The organism is uncultured Enterovirga sp. (genome assembly GCF_964242715.1).
Taxonomy (GTDB): domain Bacteria; phylum Pseudomonadota; class Alphaproteobacteria; order Rhizobiales; family Beijerinckiaceae; genus Enterovirga.
Genome location: NZ_CAXTAZ010000016.1, coordinates 79,226 through 85,840, shown reverse-complemented (window position 1 = coordinate 85,840; position 6,615 = coordinate 79,226). Strand labels below are relative to the sequence as shown.

Below are 6,615 nucleotides of genomic sequence, written 5' to 3'. Positions count from 1 at the left end.
AATCGGTGCGCGGATCATAGGCGAGCTTCGGATAGAGCCCGACGCTCGCGGCCTGGGTGCCGAGATTGCCCATGAGCAGCGTGTAGCCGTCCGGCGCCGCCTTCTGCACCCGCCCGGCCCCGACCGTGCCGCCGGCCCCGACCGTATTCTCGACGACGACCTGCTGGCCGAGGGTGCGGGACATGTCGTCCGCCATGATGCGGGCGATGATGTCGGTCGTGCCGCCGGCCGAGAACGGCACGACGAGCGTGATCGGGCGCTGCGGATAGGTCTGGCCGGAGGCGCCTGTCGCGGCGAGTGCGGCGGCGAGCGCCGCGATGATGAGCTTCATGGTGTGTTGTTTCCCCCGACGTCTCTCAGGTTGTCACGGCCGGGCCTGTCCCGGCCACCCCGATCTTAGGATAGCCGCTCAGAGCCGGGCGGCCGGGACCAGCCCGGCCATGACGACGTAGTTGGCTAAGCGTTGTCGCCCCGGATCGCCCCGATCACGGCATCCGTCACCTGCCGGGTCGTCGCGGGCCCTCCGAGATCGGGCGTGTGCAGCGCGGGATCGGCGGTGACCCGCTCGATCGCCCGCATCAGTCGCTGACCCGCCACAGGCTCGCCGAGATGGTCCAGCATCATGGTGGCGGTCCAGAAGGTGCCGATCGGGTTCGCGATTCCCTTGCCGGTGATGTCGAAGGCCGAACCGTGGATCGGCTCGAACATCGACGGGAAGGTCCGCTCCGGGTTGATGTTCCCTGTCGGCGCGATGCCGAGCGAGCCGGCGAGCGCGGCCGCGAGGTCGGACAGGATATCGGCGTGGAGGTTCGTCGCCACGATCGTGTCGAGCGTCTCCGGCCGCATCGTCATCCGCATGGTCATCGCGTCGACCAGCATCTTGTCGGTCGTGACGTCAGGAAACTCGAGGGCGATCTCCGCCGCGATCTCGTCCCACATCACCATGGCGTGGCGCTGGGCGTTCGACTTCGTGACGATCGTGAGGAGTTTTCGCGGGCGGGACTGCGCAAGCCGGAAGGCGTAGCGCATGATCCGGGCGACGCCGGCCCGGGTCATGACCGAGACGTCGGTCGCGACCTCCTCGGGCAGCCCGCGATGGACCCGGCCGCCGACGCCCGCATACTCGCCCTCGGAATTCTCGCGCACGATCACCCAGTCGAGCTCCGGCCCCGTGACGGCCCGGAGCGGGCTCGTGATCCCGGGCAGGATCCGGGTCGGCCGGACATTGGCGTATTGGTCGAAGGGCTGGCAGATCGCGAGGCGGAGGCCCCAGAGCGTGACGTGGTCCGGCACGTCGGGCGCCCCGACGGCGCCGAAGAAGATCGCGTCGTGGCCCCGGATCGCGTCGAGCCCATCAGCCGGCATCATGATGCCGTGGCGCTTGTAATAGTCCGAGCCCCAGTCGAAATGATCGAAGCCGAGGCCGAAGCCGCTGCGTTCCGCCAGAGCCTCCAGCACCTCGATCCCGGCCGCGATCACCTCCTGGCCGATCCCGTCGCCCGGAATGGCCGCGATCCTGTAGGTCTTCATCATGGCCGGCTCCGACGAGGGTCCTGGCCGCTAGCAAATCCGGACGGCGCCGTCGATTGTCCGCGACAGCCGGCCGTTGACACGACCCGGCCCCGTTGGCGATGCAGGCCGGACGGCCCGTGAGAGGCCGCGGGAGGCGACATGGCCGAACTCGTGCTGAACCAGGACACGACCCTGCCGGAGGATGCTGCCTCCGCGACGCTCGTCGGGCGGGTCTGGCGGCCCGGGACCGGCCCCTCCGTCGTGCGCGTCCGGGCGGGTCGGCTCGAGGACGTGACCGAGAGCATCCCGACGGTCCGCGATCTCTGCGAGGCCGAGGACCCGGCCGCCGCCCTCAAGGCCGCGCGCGGCGTGGCCTTCGCCGATGTCGCATCCGTGCTGCGCAACACGCCGCTCGACGGCCGCGACACGGGGCGGCCCTGGCTTCTCGCGCCGCTCGATCTGCAGGCCGTGAAGGCAGCCGGCGTCACCTTCGCGGTCTCGATGCTGGAGCGGGTCATCGAGGAGCGCGCGCGCGGCAATCCCGACCAGGCGGCCGCGATCCGCGAGGAAATCGTCGGGCTCGTCGGCGAGGACTTCGCCAAGCTGAAGCCCGGCTCGCCGGAGGCCATGCACCTGAAGCAGGTGCTGATCGAGAAGGGCGCCTGGAGCCAGTATCTCGAGGTCGGCATCGGGCCGGATGCCGAGATCTTCTCGAAATGCCAGCCGATGGCCTCGGTCGGGACCGGCCAGGATGCCGGCATCCTGCCCAGCTCGACCTGGAACAACCCCGAGCCCGAGGTCGTGCTCGCCGTGTCCTCGGCCGGCCGCATCGTCGGCGCGACGCTCGGCAACGACGTCAACCTCCGCGACATCGAGGGCCGCTCGGCCCTCCTCCTGTCGAAGGCGAAGGACAACAATGCCTCCTGCGCGATCGGCCCCTTCCTGCGGCTCTTCGACGACGGCTTCTCGCTCGACGACGTCCGGCGAATGCGGGTCGACCTCCTGGTCGAGGGCCCGGAAGGCTATCGGCTCGAGGGCTTCTCCAGCATCAGCCGCATCAGCCGCGATCCGGTCGACCTCGTCGGGCAGATGATGGGCCGGCACCACCAATATCCGGACGGCGCCGTCCTCTTCCTCGGCACGCTCTTCGCGCCGAGCGAGGATCGCGACGAGCCCGGCCAGGGTTTCACCCACAAGGTCGGCGACATTGTCACCATTTCCTCGCCGCAGCTCGGCCGGCTCGTGAACCGGATGCGCCACACGGACGAATGCCCGCCCTGGACCTTCGGGGTCTCACACCTCCTGCGAAACCTCGCCGGACGAGGCCTGCTCCGGGCAGGATGATGCCATCCGCTCATCCCGGCGAAAGCCGGGATCCCGCAAACGTCCAGACTGGACCCGGCTTCCGCCGGGGTGAGCGGACAGGACAGGTTGGCGCGGCTGCTTCCGGCGGTCATGATGCAGGCGGGGGACCTTCATGGACGCGCTCTTCATCGGCCAGGCCTATATCGACGTCACCTTCCTGACCGACACGATCCCGACCGGGGACGACAAGCTCGTCGCCGACGAATACGCCATCTCCTTCGGCGGAAACGCGGTCACGGCCGCCTTCTGCTGCGCGAAACTCGGCATCGCGCCGGACCTCCTGGCCTCGGTCGCCGACGACTGGCTCGGCCGCATGTTCGTCGACATGGCGGCGCGCTACACAATCTCGGTCCACCACCGGAAGGTGCGGGAATCCTCGCTCTCCTTCATCATGCCGCGCGGCGGCCGGCGCGCGATCGTGCGCTGCCGCGACGACGACTATCTCCATCCCGTGCCGCCTTTGCATCTGCACGGGGCGCGGGCGCTGCATCTCGACGGCCACCAGCCGGATGCCGCGATCCACTACGCCAAGATTTTTCGCGAGGCCGGGGTGCTGACCTCGCTCGATGGCGGCGGGCTTCGGTCGAACACGCATGAGCTGCTCGAACTGATCGACGTCGCGATCGTGGCGGAGCGGCTCTGCGAGCAGATGGACCTCTCGCCGGCCGGGATGCTGGATTATCTCGCCTCGCGCGGCTGCCGCATCGGCGGCGTCACGCAGGGCGCGTCCGGCATGGTCTGGTACGACGAGACCGGCGAGCGCCGTCACCTGCCCGCCCTCGCGGTTCCGCCCGAACGGGTCATCGATACGAACGGCGCCGGGGACATCTTCCACGGCGCCTACATGTATTCGTACTTGGCCCGCCCCGACCTGCTCTGGCAGGACCATTTCGTCTTCGCCCGAGCCGCCTCGAGCTACGCCGTCCAGCATCTCGGCAACGAGCGCAGCCTGCCCGACCTCCGCGACATCGACCGGATCACGGCGGAGTTCCGTGAGCGGGAACGGATGGCCGTCGCCTGAGGCTACGGGCGCGGCTGGAGCAGGTTTGCGACCAGCCCGGTCCAGCCGGTCTGGTGCGAAGCGCCGAGGCCCAGGCCGGTGTCGCCGTGGAAGAATTCGTGGAAATGGACGAGGTCGCGGAAATGCGGGTCGTGCTGGAGCTTGGCCCGATCGCCATAGACCGGACGTGATCCGGCGCCGTCCCGCAGGAACAGCCCGGTCAGCCGCCGTGCGAGCTCGTCCGCGACCGCGTCGATGGTGAGGTATGTGCCCGAGCCCGTCGGGCATTCGATGCGAAACTCGTCGCCGTAATAGCTGTGGAAGCGGCGGAGCGACTCGATCAGCAGGAAGTTGAGTGGAAACCAGACCGGGCCGCGCCAATTCGAATTTCCGCCGAACAGGCCGGAATCGGAATCGCCCGGCACGTAGCGCACCGTGAGCGGCGTGCCGAGATCGGGCAGGTGATAGGGCTGGTCGCGGTAGATCCGCGACATCGACCGGATCCCGTGCGGCGACAGGAATTCGGTCTCGTCCAGCATCCGGCGCAGGAGCGCCTTCATGCGGTGACCGCGGAGCAGCGAGAGGAGCTTGCGGTCGCCGAGCCCCGGCTGCTGCCACCGTGAGACGAGCGCGGCGAGCTCCGGGCGGTTCTTCAGCACCCAGTCCATGCGCCGCGCGAAATCGGGCAGCCGCTGGAGGGTCGCGGGCTCGATCACCTCGACGGCGAAGAGCGGCACGAGGCCGACGATCGAGCGGAGCCGGAGCGGCAGCTTGCGGCCGTCCGGCAGGTCGAGCTCGTCGTAGAAGAACTGATCCTCCTCGTCCCACAGGCCGAGCCCGTCCTCGCCCATCGCCGTCATGGCCTCGGCCACCAGCAGGAAATGCTCGAAGAACTTCGTCGCGACGTCCTCGTAGACGGGGTTGTGCGTGGCGAGTTCGAGCGCGATCCGCATCAGGTTCAGGGCGTACATGGCCATCCAGGCCGTGCCGTCGGCCTGGTTCACGCGGCCTGCGGCGGGCGGCGGGTTCGAGCGGTCGAACACCCCGACATTGTCGAGCCCGAGGAACCCGCCCTGGAAGACGTTGCGGCCGCCCGCGTCCTTGCGGTTCACCCACCAGGTGAAGTTGATCATCAGCTTGTGGAAGACGCGCTCCAGGAAGGCGATGTCGCCCCGGTCGCCGCGCCGTTCGCGGTCAATCTCGAAGACGCGCCACGTCGCCCAGGCATGGACCGGCGGGTTCACGTCGCCGAATTCCCACTCGTAGGCGGGAAGCTGGCCGTTCGGATGCATGTACCATTCGCGGGTCAGGACCACGAGCTGGTCCTTGGCGAAGGCCGGATCGATGAGGGCGAGCGGCAGGCAGTGGAAGGCGAGGTCCCAGGCCGCGAACCAGGGATATTCCCAGCTGTCCGGCATGGACAGGATGTCGGCCGCGTTGAGGTGGCGCCAGTTCGAACCCCGGCCGCGCAGGCGCTCGGGCGGGGGCGCGGGCTGAAGCGGGTCGCCGTCGAGCCAGCGCCGGACGTCGATCCGGTAGAACTGCTTCGACCAGATCATGCCGGCGAAGGCCTGTCGCTGCACGGCGCGAGCGTCGGGATTCGCGATCCCGGCCTGAACGACGGCGTAGAACGCGTCCGCCTCAGCGCGGCGTTGCCGGATGATGGCGTCCGCCGAATCGACCGGCTTCTCGGCCTCGCCGGCGGAAAGCCGGAGACGAATCGTGACCTCGCCGCCGGCCGGCACCACGAGCCTATGATGGACGCAGCTTTTGGTGCCGGAGGAAGCGACGGCGGAGCGATCGCCATCGACGATTGCGGCGTGAAAGCCGTCCTTGAACGGCCCCTTCGCGTCCGCCATCCCGAAATGCCGGCGGGCATTCGTCTCGTTCTCGCAGAACAGAAGCTCCGGATTCCCCTCGACCGCGAGATGGTAGGGGTCGAGCCAGGGATGGTCAGCCCGGATCGCTCGCCCGTCGGGCGCCGGGGCGAGGTGCGGCCGACGCGCGATCATGCCAGGCCGCCACGACCAGCAATTCCGGAACCAGAGCTGCGGCAGCACGTGGATCCCGGCCGCGTCCGGCCCCCGGTTCGACACGGTGATCAGGACGTGAATGTCGTCCGGTCCCTCCTTCGCGTATTCGACCGTGACGTCGAAATAGCGATTCTCGTCGAAGATGCCGGTGTCGAGGAGCTCGTATTCCGGATCGTCTCGCCCGCGCCGGGCGTTCTCGGCCACGAGCGCGGCATAGGGGAAGGCCGCCTGCGGGTGTTTGTAGAGGTGCTTCAGGTAGGAATGCGTCGGGGTGGCATCGAGATGCCAGGACAGCTCCTTCACGTCCTCGCCGTGATTACCCTCCTGGTTCGTGAGGCCGAACAGGCGCTCCTTCAGGATCGGGTCGCGCCCGTTCCAGAGGGCGAGCGCGAAGCAGAGGAGCTGGCGGTCGTCGCTGATCCCGGCGATCCCGTCCTCGCCCCAGCGATAGACCCGCGAGCGCGCATGGTCGTGCGGCAGGTAGGACCAGGCGTCGCCGCCCGCGCTGTAATCCTCCCGCACCGTCCCCCATTGCCGTTCGCTGAGATACGGGCCCCACAGCCGCCAGGGCTCGCGCCCGGCATCCTGTTCCGCGAGGCGCTCGCGCTCGGGGTCGAGTGGTGAATATTCTGATTGCGGCATGCCGATCCCGACGTGAGTCGTTACGCCGCATGGTCACGGCCCTGTTAACTGTTTGTGAATCAT

At 68.6% G+C, this 6,615-nt stretch carries 5 protein-coding genes; 2 read left to right on the top strand and 3 right to left on the bottom strand.

The window, feature by feature from the left end; translation table 11 throughout:
• Together ACFE87_RS10495 and ACFE87_RS10490 are read right to left on the bottom strand one after the other, a co-directional pair.
• Nucleotides 1-331: Bug family tripartite tricarboxylate transporter substrate binding protein (locus tag ACFE87_RS10495; RefSeq protein WP_375459571.1), on the bottom strand; the 331-nt coding region annotated here is incomplete at its 3' end.
• Nucleotides 332-456: 125 nt separating this feature from the next.
• The gene (locus tag ACFE87_RS10490) at nt 457-1,530 is read right to left on the bottom strand and encodes a tartrate dehydrogenase (protein ID WP_375459578.1); all 1,074 of its coding nucleotides are present in this window, start codon (nt 1,528-1,530) and stop codon (nt 457-459) included.
• A 141-nt stretch (nt 1,531-1,671) separates the two neighbouring features.
• Between ACFE87_RS10490 and ACFE87_RS10485 the strand changes: the two genes are divergently transcribed.
• Together ACFE87_RS10485 and ACFE87_RS10480 are read left to right on the top strand one after the other, a co-directional pair.
• Nucleotides 1,672-2,856, top strand: coding sequence for a fumarylacetoacetate hydrolase family protein (locus ACFE87_RS10485; RefSeq protein ID WP_375459570.1), 1,185 nt, complete (start codon nt 1,672-1,674; stop codon nt 2,854-2,856).
• A 133-nt stretch (nt 2,857-2,989) separates the two neighbouring features.
• A complete protein-coding gene (locus ACFE87_RS10480; RefSeq protein ID WP_375459569.1) occupies nt 2,990-3,898 on the top strand; it encodes a sugar kinase in 909 nt (302 codons plus the stop codon).
• A gap of 2 nt (nt 3,899-3,900) precedes the next feature.
• On the opposite strand, the gene ACFE87_RS10475 is transcribed toward ACFE87_RS10480, so the two are convergent.
• A complete protein-coding gene (locus tag ACFE87_RS10475) occupies nt 3,901-6,552 on the bottom strand; it encodes a glucosidase (protein ID WP_375459568.1) in 2,652 nt (883 codons plus the stop codon).
• Nucleotides 6,553-6,615 lie beyond the last annotated feature (63 nt).